This window comes from Roseibium limicola, assembly GCF_017313085.1.
Classification (GTDB): Bacteria; Pseudomonadota; Alphaproteobacteria; order Rhizobiales; family Stappiaceae; genus Roseibium; species Roseibium limicola.
Map to the genome: position 1 here is coordinate 161048 of NZ_JAFLNF010000008.1, position 15907 is coordinate 176954.

At 59.4% G+C, this 15907-nt stretch carries 14 protein-coding genes and 1 tRNA gene; 4 read left to right on the plus strand and 11 right to left on the minus strand.

Annotated features, from left to right (window positions below; all coding sequences use genetic code 11):
- Positions 1 to 60: 60 nt before the first annotated feature.
- The 4 genes from J0X15_RS17215 to cpdR all read right to left on the minus strand — a co-directional run bounded on the left by J0X15_RS17215 (position 61) and on the right by cpdR (position 1752).
- Positions 61 to 801, minus strand: coding sequence for a tetratricopeptide repeat protein (locus J0X15_RS17215; protein ID WP_209015422.1), 741 nt, complete (start codon positions 799 to 801; stop codon positions 61 to 63).
- A gap of 83 nt (positions 802 to 884) precedes the next feature.
- Complete coding sequence (gene ykgO / locus J0X15_RS17220; RefSeq protein WP_029059454.1) at positions 885 to 1010, minus strand: type B 50S ribosomal protein L36; 126 nt, start codon at positions 1008 to 1010, stop codon at positions 885 to 887.
- 169 nt (positions 1011 to 1179) lie between these two features.
- A tRNA-Val gene (locus tag J0X15_RS17225) sits at positions 1180 to 1254 on the minus strand.
- Between the two features lie 138 nt (positions 1255 to 1392).
- Entirely contained in the window at positions 1393 to 1752 is a 360-nt protein-coding gene (cpdR, locus tag J0X15_RS17230) for a cell cycle two-component system response regulator CpdR (protein WP_206943418.1), read from the minus strand.
- 223 nt (positions 1753 to 1975) lie between these two features.
- Between cpdR and J0X15_RS17235 the strand changes: the two genes are divergently transcribed.
- Both J0X15_RS17235 and hisN read left to right on the plus strand, forming a co-directional pair.
- Entirely contained in the window at positions 1976 to 2893 is a 918-nt protein-coding gene (locus tag J0X15_RS17235) for an N-formylglutamate amidohydrolase (protein WP_331461947.1), read from the plus strand.
- A 356-nt stretch (positions 2894 to 3249) separates the two neighbouring features.
- A complete protein-coding gene (hisN, locus tag J0X15_RS17240) occupies positions 3250 to 4041 on the plus strand; it encodes a histidinol-phosphatase (RefSeq protein WP_206943429.1) in 792 nt (263 codons plus the stop codon).
- Between the two features lie 16 nt (positions 4042 to 4057).
- Here the strand turns inward: hisN and J0X15_RS17245 are convergent, their stop codons facing one another.
- Together J0X15_RS17245 and J0X15_RS17250 are read right to left on the minus strand one after the other, a co-directional pair.
- A complete protein-coding gene (locus J0X15_RS17245) occupies positions 4058 to 5080 on the minus strand; it encodes an alpha/beta fold hydrolase (protein ID WP_209015423.1) in 1023 nt (340 codons plus the stop codon).
- Positions 5081 to 5195: 115 nt separating this feature from the next.
- On the minus strand, positions 5196 to 5648 hold the full coding sequence (locus tag J0X15_RS17250; protein ID WP_206943431.1) for a hypothetical protein: 453 nt from the start codon (positions 5646 to 5648) through the stop codon (positions 5196 to 5198).
- A gap of 287 nt (positions 5649 to 5935) precedes the next feature.
- On the opposite strand from J0X15_RS17250, the gene J0X15_RS17255 reads away from it, so the two are divergent.
- Positions 5936 to 6382: an Hsp20 family protein gene (locus tag J0X15_RS17255; RefSeq protein WP_206943433.1), complete on the plus strand. Its 447-nt coding sequence runs from the start codon at positions 5936 to 5938 to the stop codon at positions 6380 to 6382.
- A gap of 156 nt (positions 6383 to 6538) precedes the next feature.
- Here J0X15_RS17255 and J0X15_RS17260 read toward each other — a convergent pair whose 3' ends face one another.
- From J0X15_RS17260 to J0X15_RS17280, 5 genes are all read right to left on the minus strand, one after another.
- Positions 6539 to 7582, minus strand: a complete 1044-nt coding sequence (locus tag J0X15_RS17260; RefSeq protein WP_206943435.1) for a threonine aldolase family protein — start codon at positions 7580 to 7582, stop codon at positions 6539 to 6541.
- Positions 7583 to 7684: 102 nt separating this feature from the next.
- The gene (locus J0X15_RS17265; protein ID WP_206943437.1) at positions 7685 to 8269 is read right to left on the minus strand and encodes a DoxX family protein; all 585 of its coding nucleotides are present in this window, start codon (positions 8267 to 8269) and stop codon (positions 7685 to 7687) included.
- 61 nt (positions 8270 to 8330) lie between these two features.
- Complete coding sequence (locus J0X15_RS17270; RefSeq protein ID WP_209015424.1) at positions 8331 to 9137, minus strand: HvfC/BufC N-terminal domain-containing protein; 807 nt, start codon at positions 9135 to 9137, stop codon at positions 8331 to 8333.
- Positions 9127 to 10071, minus strand: coding sequence for an MNIO family bufferin maturase (bufB, locus tag J0X15_RS17275; RefSeq protein ID WP_206943441.1), 945 nt, complete (start codon positions 10069 to 10071; stop codon positions 9127 to 9129). Before bufB ends, J0X15_RS17270 begins: the two co-directional genes overlap by 11 nt.
- A 29-nt stretch (positions 10072 to 10100) precedes the next feature.
- Positions 10101 to 10400: a BufA1 family periplasmic bufferin-type metallophore gene (locus tag J0X15_RS17280; RefSeq protein ID WP_206943443.1), complete on the minus strand. Its 300-nt coding sequence runs from the start codon at positions 10398 to 10400 to the stop codon at positions 10101 to 10103.
- Between the two features lie 748 nt (positions 10401 to 11148).
- Between J0X15_RS17280 and gltB the strand changes: the two genes are divergently transcribed.
- Positions 11149 to 15891 carry a glutamate synthase large subunit gene (gene gltB, locus J0X15_RS17285; RefSeq protein ID WP_206943445.1) on the plus strand — a complete coding sequence of 1581 codons (4743 nt, stop codon included), beginning with the start codon at positions 11149 to 11151 and terminating at the stop codon, positions 15889 to 15891.
- Positions 15892 to 15907: the final 16 nt, after the last annotated feature.

Here is a 15907-nt window from a genome sequence, read left to right on the forward strand (position 1 = left end):
GCAATGGCAGGAAAGAAACTTTCAGCGGAACGCCAGCTTTGGGCAAGCAGCAATACGATCTCAGATCGCTTCGCCCGCAGCATCTTTTTCCAGCGTCTCGATCGCCTCGCTGGCATTTTCCAGTCCCGGATGAATGCTCAAGGCCCGTCGAAAGGTCTCCAGAGCGCGTTTGTCCTGCCCCAGCCGACGCTGAATGATCCCGAGACCGGAGAGTGCTCCCCAATGCCGCGGCTCAAGAGCAAGCGTCCGCTCGATATCGGCCAGAGACTTGGAAAAATCGGACTTCATGTAGAAGACCGTGGCACGACGGTTCCACCCTTCGGCAAACTCCGGAGCCAGGGTCACAACCACATCCAGCAGATCCTGCGCCAGAATCAGATCCTCCTGCTGCAGGGCTGTTCCGGCACGACGCATCAGCAGATCCACCGTATCACTTCCCGAGCGTAGCCAGAGCAACTGAATGCGGTGGGCACGTATGCGAGCCTGGGTCTCGCCCTCGGCAGCTGCCAGATCGTCAAACAAGCCATCAAGCGGGGCCGTCTTCGCCCCTTCGCCCGTCAGATTCTCTTCCAGCACGGTTACACCGCTGCCGTCTTCCGCGCCCTCAGAGCCTTCCTCGCCTTCCGGCGTATCCAGAAGCGTATCCAGATCGTCGAGCGAAGGAATATCCGCCTCCGGCCCCAGATCAGGGACGGTCTGCACCTGAAGGACAACAGGTAAAAAGCTCAGGCGCCCAGCCGACCAGGCCATGCCGGACGTGAGACCAAACGAAAGAAGAAGTAGAAACACAAAAAGCCGCATGCCGGAAGATTACTCTCCCGGCAGCAGCGGTCAATCCGTGAATTGAACAAGGTGGTCACAAGCGCGCGAGGCGCGCTCGGCGCTTAGCCCTGACGAGCTTTAAAGCGCGGAGCCTTCTTGTTGATGATGTACACACGGCCTTTACGACGAACCATACGGTTGTCGCGGTGACGGCCCATCAGCGCTTTAAGCGAATTTTTGATCTTCATGACACTGTCCCTTGGAAGGGCCCTATTACCCGTAAACATGAAACAAGCGCCGTCGGCGCTCATCTGTGAGTGGCCCTATCCGTTTCGACCGCAGCTGGGTAAAACCCTGCGCTGTCTTTGGCCCGGAATGGCCCACACCAATTGGCGCAATCGCCAGTCAGTGCAACAATGGTGGGCGTGACAGGGATTGAACCTGTGACCCCTTCGATGTCAACGAAGTGCTCTCCCGCTGAGCTACACGCCCGAATTCCTCGGTATCACTTGCGCCGGAGCGCTGTGGTGGGGAGCGATATAGCGAGGATCTGGAGGTGTGGCAACACCCTTTTTACAGAACCGGCGAAACTTTTTCGCTTAACCCACCAGGCCGTGGATAACTCGCTGCTTAAGCAGCCAGCATCCGCTCCACCTCCTGCACAAGATCCTTTAGGTGGAAAGGCTTGGACAAAACCTTGGCGTCTTTTGGTGCGTCCGATTCCGGGTTCAGAGCAACAGCTGCGAAGCCTGTAATGAACATCACCTTCAAGTCGGGATCCAGCTGCGTCGCACGCCGAGCCAGCTCAATGCCATCCATCTCCGGCATGACGATATCCGTCAGCAACAGCGAGAAGGGCTCCTCTTGCAGACGCTCATAAGCGCTTTTTCCGTTATCGAAGGAAATGACATCATGACCGGCGTTTTCCAGTGCCTTGGCCAGAAAGCGGCGCATGTCATTGTCGTCTTCCGCTAGGAGGATACGCGGCATTGTTGGCAACCATTCGTTGTTAAACTTGTGTACAGCGGACCGAACTCCGCCCGTGCAGGGCCGTTTATAATCGGAATCCGGTTTAAAGATAGAGTGAAACCATTCCCCGGCTACAGGCAACCGGTTTCTGTGGACGGGGTGTTAATTCCTTGGCAACATGGCAAATTCAGGGATCTGGTCAAGTGCCACCCCAAAAACAATGGACAGGAAAGGGCGGAACTTGGTGAACGACAGCGAAACACCTGCGTCCTGGGCTCCAAACGCGGATTTCAACGGATACCCGCCCTTCGAGATCCTGAGCCCGGCCGATCAGCGCCTGCCCTTCGTCTTCAACTCTCCCCATTCCGGCTGTCAGTATCCCCAGAGTTTTGTGGCTGCCTCGCGGCTGGATGAGCAGATGATCAGGCGGTCCGAGGACGCCTTCGTCGATCAGTTGTTCACCCATGTCGTCCCGTTGGGAGCGCCCTTGCTACGGGCGCATTTCCCCCGCGCCTATCTGGATGTAAACCGCGAGCCCTATGAGCTAGACCCGAAGATGTTCCACGAGCGGCTGCCGAGTTACGCCAACGCACGCTCCATTCGGGTTGCCGGCGGCTTGGGCACGATTGCCCGCATCGTCAGCGACAATCACGAAATCTATCGGCACCGCCTGCCTCTGGCGGAAGCCATGTGGCGCATTGAAGAGATCTACAAGCCTTATCACGTGACCCTGCGCCGCCTGCTGGCCCAGACCCATGTCGCCTTCGGCCATGCGATCCTCATCGACTGCCATTCCATGCCATCCGTCATCCGCAACGTTCCCTCCGACATGCGCCCGGACTTTATCCTCGGAGATCGCTACGGCACCAGCTGCGCGACGGAGCTGGTGGATTACGCCGCCGCCCTGTTGCAGAGCCTGGGCTACCGGGTCAGCCGCAACGCCCCCTACGCTGGCGGCTTCATCACCGAGCACTATGGCCGCCCGAGCAAGAACCTTCATGCCCTGCAGATCGAAATCAACCGCGGTCTCTATATGGACGAAGCCACCCATCAGCCCAATCGACATTTCGTCCAGCTCAAGACAGACCTCGCCCAATTCGCCAAGGAACTGACAGCCATGCCGGATGCCGCCTTTACCGAAGAGGCACAGGCGGCGGAATAGACGGCCGTCACACGGCACTATCGGAAAGAACATGTTTGAAATCTGGACCCAGCGGTCCGGACAAGAAAAAAGGGCCGCTAAAAAGCGGCCCGAAGTCTAGGGAGGAAACGCCCAAGGAGGGCGGCGCTACTCAGAAAGATCGTTTCGCGCTGCAATAAACCTCGCACCGCATCGCACAAACGTCAAGCCTAGCTTCTGTGCATCCAGTGATCGAAATATAAGCAATTCCGCCAATTTTTCGGTTCAGTTACCCACCGCAATGCAATAAACCCCTGACCTACTTGAGAAGCTTCCTGCCTGGCATTTCTCACACCGACCCAAATGTCACAATCACATATCCCAAAGTGGAGATCTCCTTGGCTTCTTCCCACCCGCTCGTGCCTTTCCTCGACACTTTGTCTGCAGCCGCTGCAAAAGCCATCCTGCCGCACTTCCGAGGCGGTCTTGATGTTGAAAACAAGCTGGCCAGCGGCTTCGATCCGGTGACAATCGCCGACAAGGCCGCAGAAACGGCAATGCGGGCCGAGATCAACAAGACCTATCCCGGACACGGCATTCTGGGTGAGGAACACGGCAGCGAAAACCTTGATGCGGAGCATGTCTGGGTTCTTGATCCGATCGACGGCACTCGCGCTTTCATCAGCGGATTGCCCACCTGGGGCGTTCTGATCGGCCTCAAGACCAACGGCAAGCCGGATATCGGCATGATGGGCCAGCCCTATATCGGCGAAGCCTTTGTCGGCGACTGCAAGTCCGCCTGGTACGAGGGTCCGATTGGCAGCCGGCCGCTGAAAACCCGCTCCTGCGACAGCATCGAGAACGCTATTCTCCTCACCACCGCGCCTGAGATGTTCAAGGGCGCCGAGGCAGACGCCTACAATGCGATTGAGGCGCAGACCCGTCTGGTGCGCTACAGCACCGATTGCTACGGCTATGCCATGATCGCCGCCGGGCAAGTCGACTGCGTCATCGAAACAGGATTGCAAGCCTATGATATCGTTGCTCTTATCCCGGTAATCGAAGGAGCTGGCGGCGTCATAACCAACTGGACAGGCGGGCCGGCGACCGATGGCGGTCAGGTGGTTGCCAGCGGTGACCCACGCCTGCATGAAAAGCTGCTGGCAAAGCTGGCATCGGGAGCCGTTTGAACCTTCCTAAAGCCGCCTAGGCCACGACGCTTTCATCCTGAAACCCGGGGGCCTCGGCGCCTCCCGGGATGAAAGCGTCGAAAGCCGTAAAGACCTGATCGCGGTAGATATCCCGCTCCATCAGCAACTCATGCTCTGCCCCGGCAATTTCCAGGTATCCGGCCGATTTCATCCGTGAGACCAATTCCTCGGTCGCGCGGGTTGAGACGATCCGGTCCTTTCCCGCGCCAATGACAAGACACGGCAAGGCAATAGACGGGCCGAAGTCGCGGCGCCGAAAAGACAACATCGCCTGACCCAGCGCATGCAACCAACCGGCGGTGAGTGACCCGAGCCCCAGTTCCGGCGCCAGCCGCAGAACGAAATTCGCCCGCTGAAACCGTCGCTCATCGCTGCTTTGCCGGTTGTTTTCAAACTTCCCGAAAATCTCGGATGTGCCGCCGGGAATGTAACGGCTGCCGAGCCCGTAAAGGCTCATCATCCGGGTAAGCCGAAACGCCCAGCGCTCCCGCCACCCCAGATCAAGGATGCCGACCAGCGGCGAACAAAGAACGGCCCGATCAATCACGGTCCGCAATCTCGGCGCCTCTGCCAGAAGCACCGCCGCCCCGGTGGAATGCGCCAGAGCGAAGTGCGGGCCCGGATATTCGGCCAGCGAAATGGTTTTCAAAACAGTGCGAAGATCTTCCTGGTACTGACGAATGGAGCGGACGAACCCTCGACGTCTGTCGCGCAACAGTCGGTCGGACCCGCCCTGCCCGCGCCAATCAAAGGCAATGACGGCAAAGCCGCGCTTGCGAAGGTCCTCGACGACTTCGAAATACTTCTCGATGAATTCCGCCCGCCCCTGCAACAGGGTGACGGTGCCGCGACGCTTGCCGCCGGTCGATGGCCAATGGGCATACCGCAGCAACACGCCGTCAGTAGACTGGACCATTCCACATGTACCGCCCTCAGGCACGGGATTGTCCGGGTGATCGATCAACTTCATCGCGGCCTTCAGCATCCCTTGTTGTGTTGCCACACGATACTGCGCCATCCCCACGATCACAACACATGCAAGTGCCCGGACCGACACACGAATGGCCGCGCGAGGGGATCGCACGGCCATTTGCGCAGTGGGCGAGATTGCGGGCCCTCAAAGGATTCCGCACTTACCAGCGGTAGCTCCAGTTGTAGCCGCCCTGACGAACCGGCTTGCGGCCGATCACGGCTGCAGAACGGGCGTCAACAACCAGCCTCTGCGGCAGACCGCGCCACCCCTTGGCACGAACAATGAACACCGGGCCACGCTGACCAACGAAACGGATATCCCGGTACCCCTGACGTCGCAGGGAACGACGAACCTGACGCTTGCCGAGAACATGGTCGCGGCCATGGCCGCGTTGCACGTGTCCACGTCCACCGCGCTCATCCCGGCGTCCTCCCCGTTCATACCCATGACGGGAGCCGCGATGATCGATCTGAAGGACACGGCCCTTGCCGTCTTCGATCTTGCTGACGGCGCTCTGGGCGCTGGCGGCGGTGGTTGAAACCCCCATGGCGGTTCCGCCGAGCATCAGGGCGGTGGCGAAGGCGAGTACGATCTTGCTTTTGGTGCGGGTCATTTCTGAACTCCTCTCATCATGTCAATTCGTCTTGCTTGCCGCCAGGCTCAAAAGCCCGTTGCGGCGTCGATGAGAGGACAATGGCTCATACCACTTGAACCAAAACGGAAGGCCCCATTCATCTGGCATTCAGATTGAATTTCACCCTCTTGAACTTGCCAAACGGGCTCCCCATCTCAGGAACACAGGCGCCAATTGGGCCTGTTAGCTTCGTCAGCCTCGCCAATGATTGGGGGGTGGGACGATACAGAAAATGATCCGTTGCTCAACTTTAAGAGGACAGACACATGCGCCATTTTGACCTTACTCCGCTCTACCGCTCCACCGTAGGTTTTGACCGGTTGTTCTCCCTTCTCGACAGCGCCAACGCAGACGCTCCGAGCTATCCGCCCTACAACATCGAGCGGACCGGAGAGAACGCTTACCGCATCACCATGGCCGTTGCCGGCTTCAGCGAAAAAGAGCTCTCTCTGGAGGCACGCGAACACGTGCTGACGGTCAAGGGAGACAAGGAAGCGGAAGACGAAAGCCGAAGCATTTTGCATCGCGGCATCGCTTCACGCGCCTTCGAGCGCCGCTTCCAGATCGCTGAATATGTTCGTGTCGACGGAGCCAAGCTTGAAAACGGCCTGCTCCACATCGATCTGGTTCGTGAGCTCCCGGAAGCCATGAAACCACGCAAGATCGAAATCGGAACAGGAACCTCCAAGCAGATTGAAGCCCAGACCCACTAAGGTCGGCTCTCAATATCTGGCCGTCTGGTCTGATCCACCAGACGCAAATCGATACGGCCCGCATCAGCCGTAGAGTGCGAATGACAAAAAATGGCGCCTGGATCCAATCCAGGCGCCATGCTCACGTCGAAAAGCAGGAACAGCTCGTCTCAAAGACTAGAGCAGATCCAGAAACTGAGAAACCTCCTCAGGTGAGGTGGCGAAACTCGTCACCAGACGGATAGCAACGTCCCCCTCGACCGGCGCATTCGGATGACTGGCCTGCACAGGCCATTCGTGGAACATCGCCCCACCTTGCCGCAGCTTGGCGGCCTGGACCTTGCCGATGATCGGGAACACTTCGTTCGCCTGCACCGGCGACAACAGGCGCCCGCCGCGCTGCTCAACACCTTGGGCCAACCGCTTGGCCTGCTCGTTGGCATGGGCTGCGGTCGTAAGCCAATTGTCATTTTCCAGATAACCTTCCAGCTGGGCTGCGACGAACCGGCTTTTGGAAAACAGATGCCCGGCGCGCTTGCGGAAATACTCAAAGCCCTTCGCCTGCTCCGGATCGAAGAAAACAATCACCTCAGCGCACCAGCAGCCGTTCTTCGTTGCCCCGAAGGACAGCGCATCGACGCCCGCTTTCCAGGTCATTTCCGCTGGCGTTGCGCCCAGCGAGGCAAGCGCGTTGGCAAAGCGAGCACCATCCATATGCAAAGGCACGCCGCGACTCTCAGCCACAGCCTTGATCGCGGCAATTTCGTCCAGCGAATAGAGCGTCCCGACTTCCGTTGCCTGGGTGATGGAAACCGCAGCGACCTGGCCGTGATGGACCACACCATCGGGGAAATCAGCCATCGACTGGCTCAGCGCCTCAGGCGTCATCTTGCCGTTGACGCCAGCAACCCCCACCAGCTTGTTGCCGCTGGTGAGAAATTCCGGACAGCCGCATTCGTCCACCCGGATGTGCGCATCTTCATGACAGAAGATTGCGCCACCTGGTCTGGCAAAGGCCGACAGCGCCAAGGAGTTGGCGGCCGAACCGGTCGCCACGAAGAACACCGACACTTCCCGCTCGAAAATCTCGCAGAAGCGCTTTTCGAGCGCGGCGGTCAGAGGATCTGTCCCATAGGCGGAGGCAAACCCGGCGGAGTGGCGGGCCAGGGCTGCCATCACCGGCGCCGTGGCTCCTGCCCAATTATCACTGGCAAAGTTCATGGAGGCGAATGTGCTTCACACCCTGTGCCAGCGCAAGGCTCGCGCACCGACGATCACCGAAAATCGTCGTCCGCCTGACTTGAGGTGTGAACCAGGGACAGCCTAGTAATACAGCTCACGCCGCCGCATCCGCCCACCCAAAAGCGTATCGAGCGAGAGTTTTCCGGGCCCCTGAAGCACCAGAAACAACAAGGGGAAGATCCAGAGCAACCGCTGATCGGCCATCAGGGAACTCGGATTGCCGTCAAAGAAGGCCCCGATGGTCGCCGCTTCCACATGATGCCCGGTGATATCAACGTAGGTCATCACTGCGATGAAGATGATCATGCCGAGGCTGGAGATGCGGGTGAACAATCCCAGCACAATCATCGTCGGCAGGATAAATTCCGCCCAGGTTCCCGCCAGAACGATGGCCCCGTAGGGCAGAAACGGCAGTTGCGAGACATCATATCCCGACGCCTCATAGATCTGTGGCAGGATCTGCGCATAGGCACCATCCGAAGGCATGAAGATGCCGAGGACCCCGTCCCCAAGCTTCGTCAGACCGGACTTGTAGAAATACACCAGCAGCACACTGGCAAAGACCAGCCGCGCCGCCAGTCCGGGCAACCAGGTCATCGTGGCGCGCTGCACTACAAGCGCCACGCTGGTGTGTACCCGATAAAGCCATGCCGCCAAAAAACCCATTCTGCCCTCCGTTCCAGGTCCGCCAAAAATGCGGTCGCCCGGTCGCCTGCCAACGTCACATTTATGCCTTGCCGCCTGCGGCAATGAACGCACCTGTTTCCAGTACCTTACGCAAACACACCGTCAAATCGAAATCAGAATGTGCTGCAAGCGCATGTTCCGCCGCAAAGCCGAGAGCCTTCCCATCCGCCAGAGCCTGAAAAAACACAGCCGAGGCAGGGTCCAGCGCCTCCACATGCACAGCAAGATCCGGACGCGTCACCAGCGCCACTTGCGACAGGGACATATCGATCGATGTCTTCCCCGCCTCCCGATCCATCCTACCTGATTGCGCCACTCGGTTCTGGCTCAGGATCGCGACAATCGGATAGCGCGAAGAAATCAGCGCAGCAGCGGGATGCAGACAAAGTTTCAGCGTGCCCAGCTGATCCGGAGCTCTGGAGGATAGCGCTTCGACTGCGAGAGGCGCGCAGTCGGACGCATGATAAGCCCGCAGCCAGGCCCACTCCAACCGCGCCACGTCCGCCAGATACGGGTAGGCTGCCAGTGGAGGAAAAGCCTCAATGAACTCGGGCATTTCCGCTCCATAGCTCAGAAGCACGGCAGACTGCGGCAGATGCTGCGCAATCAACACACGCGCCATCGCCTTGAAATAGTCTTCGCCCAGCAGATTTGACAGTGCCGGATAGCTTTGCGCCAGGGCCTCGCTCAGGCTCGACATCACATTGTTGCGGTAGACGTTGAAACGCTTCGGCGCCGGTGCGCCATCCGGCCCGATAATTCCGTCGGGCATCGACACGCCAGCGTCTGTCAGAGCTGAGGCGAAATCAGCCCGGCCCGGCAGTGGCGGATAAAAATCACCCGGCAAGCCGAGCCTCCCGCGCCACGGCATCGGGTTGATCTGAACGAGCTTCCCGCTCCGCTTCCAGAATGGCATTCGCCGCCATGGTTTCGTTCATCAGAACGGGCCAGGCAGGCACATCATTATCCCACTCGATCAGCGTTGGCACCGGACCGATACGTCCGATCAGCGCTTCATATAGCGCCCAGACAGCCGCATCGACTTCCCGGTCATGCGCATCAATCAGCAACGGGCGTCCTGCATCATCTTCATCCACCGCATGGCCACCCAAATGCACCTCTCCGACAGCCTCGACCGGAAACGACTCAAGGTAGGTTTTTGCATCCCATTGCTGATTGACGCAGGACACATGGACGTTGTTGACATCCAGAAGCAGGCCACAATCGGTGCGCCGAACAATTTCTTTCAAGAAATCTGTCTCAGCGTATGTGCTCTGGGCGAATGCCACATAGGTAGAGGGATTTTCCAGCAGCATGCGTAGGCCCAGGACGTCTTGCACCTGGTCAATGTGATCACATACACGCGTCAGAGTTTCACCCGTATAGGGTAGCGGCAGAAGATCGTTGAAATAGGTGGTGTCATGGGTCGACCACGCCAGATGCTCGGAGAATTGACCAGGCTGATAGCGCTGCACCAGCGCCTTGAGACGGCTCAAATGCCCCCTGTCCAGAGGCCCTTCTGCTCCGATGGAAAGCCCGACCCCATGCAGGGAGATCGGATAGCGCTCGCGGATGGCTGCAAGCTGGCGGTGCGGCATGCCACCATCGCCCATATAATTCTCGGCATGAACCTCGAAGAAACCAATGTCCGGGCTGTCTTGAAGGATGTCGGCAACATGCTCCGGCTTAAGACCCGCCCCGGCCCGGCAGGGCAATCCATGAGGACCGGCGCCTGCGTTCTGTGCCGAGGGGCCGTCAGAGGTCAGATGCTGTTGGGTCATGATTTGCTCCAGCCGGGTCACGGCTTAATTCAGGCTTTCGGCAGATCGCGGTCCAGCTCTTCAAGCGAGCCGTGGCGATCGCCAGGCAGGTCCATGTCGACACATGTACCCTTGGGAACCAGCGTCCAGGCATTTCCCTGGTAATCGACTGTGGAGGTTCCGGCGCAAGTTGTACCCGCACCCGCCTTGCAGTCGTTCTGGCCTTTCAAAGACACACCGTAGCACTTTTCCTTGGCCTGGGCCGCAGCTTCCTGCGGAACGGCAACACTGGCCAACGCACCGGCAACGGCACTGGCGAGAACAGCTGCAGTCATTGTCTTCTTGGTCATGGTCAACTCCCGTTCATTTGAACTCTAGGCCCAGACCGGAGGACGTCCACCCTGGGGATCTGGGGTCACCTTCGCCGTTCTCCCGATCACTGAAAAATCAAACGACTGTGACAGATTTCGTGATCACGCCGGACCGCTCCGACACGCTCACGCCCACTACATGTAAGATTCTTTCCTTTGGACGGGGTTAAAACCAACTAATCTACGAATTGGCGCTGCAATGGCGAAACTTTTATAATAATGTCAAAGAGAAACAGACTTGCTCAGGCAGGTGAAATCTGGCATGTTCGCGCCGCTTGGAATAGGACAGCATCACTGTCCCTTTCGGCCGGGTAGGGTTACGTCTTGTTTACAGTCATCGGCGCGGACGCATTTAAATCAGATGCGACGGGACCACTGGAAGGCGGAAAACCCCACCAAACACGTTGACCGCGAAAAGGCCGAGATCGGCTTGATCGCTTGCGAATGCCTTGACTTTCGCACCGTCGCACTGCCTTTCGATCACACGAAAAGGCAATTGCGCAGCAGGGCATCGGCACCGGAAAGCTATCCGGTGGTCAACACCACGTCAGGCAGCCAGGAGGATTTTACTCCACCTTCGGCAGCCAGGCGTCCGAATTTCGACAGAGCCGAGGCGGGAAGCCAGGGTCGTCGCACGAGCCGCGTCCGGATAGGAACGCGACCCGAACGGGACCCGACGCTTCAACCCCGGTTCTCATACATCGTGTGAGAACACGTGAGGGAGCACATGAAAACCATAGAGCTGACAAACGGCACAGCGATCCAGGGCGCCGCGTCCAATGCGGACACCACAGCTGCGACAGCAACCGAAACCGCGCTGGCGAAACGGTTGCGCGTGGCCGCCGAGAACGGGCTCTATAATCCTGCACGTGAACATGATGCCTGTGGCGTCGGCTTCATCGCCCATATGAAAGGCGAAAAGTCTCACCGCGTGGTTGCCGATGGCCTGAACATTCTTGAAAATCTGACCCACCGCGGTGCGGTTGGCGCCGACCCGTTGATGGGCGACGGCGCCGGCATGCTGGTGCAGATGCCCCATGCCTTCTTCGCCGATGAAATGGCGAAGCTCGGCAAGGAGCTGCCCTCCGCTGGCGACTATGGTGTCGGTTTTGTCTTCCTGCCCCAGGACGACGCCCTGCGTGCCAAGTGCGAAGAGATCGTCGAGCGCATCATCGGCGCCGAAGGCCAGGCCGTCATCGGCTGGCGCGATGTGCCAGTCGACAACTCCTCCCTGTCCAAGGCGCCCGATATTGCTGCGACCGAGCCGGTCTCCCGTCAGGTCTTCATCCGCCGTGGTGAGAACGAAGACGAAACCGCGTTTGAGCGTCGTCTCTATGTGCTGCGCAAGGTGATCTCCAACACCATTCGCGCCGAGACCGACGCCGTGAAGCAGGGCTTCTACATCGTTTCCCTGTCGAGCCGGACCATCGTCTACAAGGGCATGTTCCTGGCCTACCAGCTCGGCGCCTATTATTCTGATCTGAAGGACGAGCGTTTTACCTCGGCACTTGCCCTGGTGCACCAGCGCTTTTCCACCAACACCTTCCCGTCCTGGGACCTCAGCCACCCCTACCGGATGGTTGCCCACAACGGTGAGATCAACACCCTGCGCGGCAACGTCAACTGGATGGCCGCGCGTCAGGCATCGGTTTCCTCGCCACTGTTCGGCGACGATATTTCCAAGCTGTGGCCGATCTCCTACGAAGGCCAGTCCGACACCGCGTGTTTCGACAACGCGCTGGAACTTCTCGTCATGGGCGGCTACTCGCTTGCCCACGCAGCCATGATGCTGATTCCGGAAGCCTGGGCCAGCAACCCGCTGATGGACGACAACCGTCGCGCCTTCTACGAGTATCACGCCGCCATCATGGAGCCGTGGGATGGCCCTGCCGCCGTAGCCTTCACTGATGGCCGCCAGATCGGCGCCACGCTGGACCGGAATGGCCTGCGCCCTGCCCGCTACATCGTCACCGACGAAGACTATGTCATCATGTCTTCGGAAGTCGGCGTGCTGCCGGTACCGGAAGAAAAGATCGTCAAGAAGTGGCGCCTGCAGCCGGGCCGCATGCTGCTGATCGACCTGGAACAGGGTGGCATCATTTCCGATGAGGAAGTGAAGCGCGAACTCTGCACGGCCAACCCCTACAAGGATTGGCTGCACCGCTCGCAGATCGTTCTGGAAGACATGCCGGCTGTGCGCGATCGCGCTCCCATCGCCGGTGAAAGCCTGCTCGATCGCCAGCAGGCCTTCGGCTACACCCAGGAAGACATCAAGCTTCTGATGCAGCCGATGGCCACAATCGGTCAGGAAGCCATTGGCTCCATGGGAACAGACACGCCGGTCTCCGTGCTGTCCGACAAGTCCAAGCTGCTATACACCTACTTCAAGCAGAACTTCGCCCAGGTAACCAACCCGCCGATCGATCCGATCCGCGAAGAACTGGTCATGAGCCTGGTGTCGTTCATCGGCCCGCGTCCGAACCTCTTCGATTTGAAGCAGGTCTCGACCTCCAAGCGTCTGGAAGTGCGTCAGCCAATTCTGACAAACGCCGACCTGGAAAAGATCCGCGCCATCGGCGACATCGCCGACAACCAGTTTTCCGCCAAGACGCTCGACATCACCTATTCCGCCGAAAAAGGCGCGGAAGGCATGGATGCAGCTCTGTCGGAACTGTGTGACCGTGCAGAAAAGGCCGTTCTCGCCGGTGACAACATCATCGTTCTCTCCGACCGCCTGATCAGCCGCTCGCGCATTGCGATCCCGGCTCTGCTGGCGACAGCCGCCGTGCATCATCACCTGATCCGCAAGGGTCTTCGCACATCGGTTGGTCTGGTTGTTGAAACCGGTGAAGCTCGCGAAGTGCATCACTTCTGCGTTCTCGCCGGTTTTGGCGCCGAAGCGATCAACCCGTATCTGGCGTTCGAGACCCTGCTGTCCATGCACATGGAGCTGGACTTCCCAGAGGAGGTCGACGCTTCAGAGGTCGTGAACCGCTACATGAAGTCTATCAACAAGGGCATGCTGAAAGTCATGTCCAAGATGGGCATCTCGACTTATCAGTCCTACTGCGGCGCCCAGATCTTCGATGCGGTCGGCCTGTCCAGCGACTTCATCAAGAAGTTCTTCTTCGGCACTGCCACCACCATCGAAGGCATCGGCCTTGAGGAAGTGGCGCGCGAAACCGTCGAACGTCAGAGCGAAGCCTTCGGCGATGTGGCGGTTCTGCGCCGCTCTCTCGAAGTCGGCGGTGAATATGCCTACCGCATGCGTGGCGAAAACCACATGTGGACGCCGGACAGCATCGCCGTGCTGCAGCACTCCGTTCGCTCCAAGCTGCCGGACATGTATCGTCAGTTTGCCAAGATCGTGAACGAGGAAAGCGGTCGCTATGCGATCCGTGGCATGTTCCGCATCAAGGATGCCAAGGAGCTGAACCGCACGCCTATTGACCTGTCTGAGGTTGAATCGGCTGAGGACATCGTCAAACGCTTTGTCACCGGTGCCATGTCCTACGGCTCCATCTCCCGCGAGGCGCACACCACGCTGGCGATGGCCATGAACGAAATGGGCGGCAAGTCGAACACCGGTGAAGGCGGCGAAGAAGCAGAGCGCTTCAATCCGCTTCCCGATGGCTCGCGCAATCCGCAGCGGTCTGCCATCAAGCAGGTGGCTTCCGGTCGCTTCGGTGTCACGGCTGAGTATCTCGTCAACGCCGACATGATCCAAATTAAGGTTGCGCAGGGTGCAAAACCCGGCGAAGGCGGTCAGCTTCCGGGTCACAAGGTGGATGCGGTCATCGCCAAGGTGCGCCACTCAACTCCGGGCGTCGGCCTGATTTCTCCGCCGCCGCACCACGACATCTATTCGATCGAGGATCTGGCTCAGCTGATCTACGATCTGAAGAACGTCAACCCTGCGGCCGATATCTCCGTCAAGCTGGTATCTGAAGTTGGCGTCGGTACAGTTGCGGCCGGTGTGGCCAAGGCGCGTGCCGACCACATCACGGTCTCCGGCTACGACGGTGGCACCGGTGCCTCGCCGCTGACCTCGCTCAAGCATGCGGGCAGCCCGTGGGAAATGGGCCTGGCTGAAACCCAGCAGACCCTGATTCTCAACGGCTTGCGCTCCCGTGTTGCCCTGCAGGTCGATGGCGGTCTGCGCACAGGCCGCGATGTGCTGATTGGCGCGCTTCTGGGAGCTGACGAGTTTGGCTTCTCCACCGCTCCGCTGATTGCCGCAGGCTGTCTGATGATGCGCAAGTGTCACCTCAACACCTGCCCAGTCGGCATTGCGACCCAGGACCCGGTCCTGCGCAAGCGCTTCAAGGGCACGCCCGAGCATGTAATCAACTACTTCTTCTTCGTCGCTGAAGAGCTGCGGGAATACATGGCAGCCCTGGGCGTCGCCAAGTTGGAAGACCTCGTCGGTCGCGCCGACTTCCTCGACAAGCAGGACGCCATCGATCACTGGAAGGCCAAGGGCCTCGACTTCACCCGGATTTTCTACCAGCCAGACGCAAAGCCGGAAGAGACCCGCTGGACCCAGCGCCAGGAACACCCGATCGTCGACATCCTCGACCGTCGCCTGATTTCTGCGGCCAAGCCGGCGCTTGAGACCAAGGAACCGACGGTCATCGAAGAGACCATTTGCTCGGTTGATCGCTCTGCCGGTGCGATGCTGTCGGGTGAAGTTGCCAAGCGCTACGGCGCCAAGGGCCTGCCGCACGACACGCTGCGGGTCAATCTCAAGGGCACGGCTGGTCAGGCATTTGCCGCCTTCCTCGCCAAGGGCGTGACCTTCACCCTGGAAGGCGATGCCAACGATTACGTCGGCAAGGGTCTTTCCGGCGGCAAGATCATCGTCCGTCCACCGCTCGACACCAAGATCATTGCCGAGGAAAGCATCATCGTCGGCAACACTGTGCTCTACGGGGCAACCACCGGTGAATGCTACTTCCGCGGTGTTGCGGGTGAGCGTTTTGCGGTGCGTAACTCCGGCGCTCAGGCGGTTGTCGAAGGCGTCGGCGACCACGGCTGCGAATACATGACCGGCGGCGTTGTCGTGGTCATCGGTCAGACTGGACGCAACTTCGCAGCTGGCATGTCCGGCGGCGTGGCGTATGTTCTGGATGAAGATGGCACCTTCGGGTCCCGCTGCAACCTGGCCATGGTCGAGCTCGAGCCTGTCTCCGAGGAAGACGATCTTCTGGAGAAGCTGCATCACCACGGTGGCGATCTGGAGCACAAGGGCCGCGTCGACATCTCCGGCGACATGACCCGCCACGACGACGAGCGTCTCCGCCAGCTTCTGACGAAGCATGTGGAGTACACCGGATCGACCCGGGCTCAGATGATCCTCGACAACTGGTCCGAGTTCCGGCCCAAGTTCGTCAAGGTCATGCCGGTCGAGTACCGCCGCGCACTGCGGGAAATGGAAGAAAAACGCCTTGGTCTGGTGGCAGCGGAGTGATCTGCGGCACCAACGA